We start from the raw sequence: 1024 nt of genomic DNA, 5'->3' as shown, positions 1-1024 counted from the left end.
TTATGCACAGTAATATAACTGGTATTTCGAAACAGCCCCTACTTATCCAAAAAAGCAAGCGAAGCGTGGTAATTGAAAGTGACAAAGAGAGTGTCTCGTGATACCCGAAATTTAAACCTTATCGAGAAAACTTGACAAATACCTCATTCAAGAAGTATTTGAATTCTGCTTGAAATAGACATATAATGAGTAAAGATTAGGGAAAAATAATGAAAAGTGTCGCATTGTGCAGGAATGTTGCCTATTACATTTAGCAGGGAGAGAACTGTATGAAAAAAGTAATCACATACGGAACATTTGACCTTCTCCATTGGGGGCATATCAATTTACTGAAACGCGCAAGAGCATTAGGCGACTATTTAATCGTCGGCCTTTCATCGGATGAATTTAACGAAATCAAAAATAAAAAATCGTACCACAGCTATGAAAACCGGAAATTAATTCTGGAAGCGATCCGTTACGTTGACCAGGTCATTCCGGAACATTCTTGGGAACAAAAAATAGACGATATCAAAAAATACAATGTCGATGTTTTCGTCATGGGCGATGACTGGAAGGGCAAATTTGATTTCCTGAAGGATTATTGCGAAGTGGTTTACCTGCCGCGGACGGTCGGCATCTCTACGTCAAAAATTAAGAAGGACCTCTTTTCTGTGAAAAATGGTTAGGGAACTGTTCATTTCCTTATACTTACTGCTTTTTCGCGTACTTTTTACATTATGTAAAATTTTTCCTTTAAAAAGGAAAATCACATTTGTCGTCTCATTTGAGCAGAACAGTTTATATGTGTATGAGGAATTGAAAAAGCATCCCGTTTCTTTTCAGACAGTGTTCGTTTGTACTTCTTCCTGCTATCGCCGTGTTGCGGAAACCGTCCGGCAAGAGAAGGTATTTCTGTTTGAAATGAAAAATTTGCAGCATTTTATCCGCAGCCTATACAACATTGCGACATCGAAATTTGTGATTGTTGATAACTATTATGGTTTCCTGGCTGCCGCCCGGTTTAAAAAAGGGGTGGAATGCA

Annotated in this window: 1 protein-coding gene; it reads left to right on the top strand. The window is 38.3% G+C overall.

Annotation, left to right across the window (positions count from 1 at the left end; genetic code table 11):
* Window positions 1–269 precede the first annotated feature (269 nt).
* A complete protein-coding gene (gene tagD, locus IC21_RS03830; RefSeq protein WP_013858674.1) occupies window positions 270–668 on the top strand; it encodes a glycerol-3-phosphate cytidylyltransferase in 399 nt (132 codons plus the stop codon).
* The last annotated feature ends 356 nt before the right edge of the window (window positions 669–1024 follow it).

It is taken from the genome of Heyndrickxia coagulans DSM 1 = ATCC 7050 (genome assembly GCF_000290615.1).
Taxonomy (GTDB): domain Bacteria; phylum Bacillota; class Bacilli; order Bacillales; family Bacillaceae_C; genus Weizmannia; species Weizmannia coagulans.
Note: the sequence above shows the minus strand (reverse complement) of the source record. Positions and strands in the feature narration are given on the sequence as shown.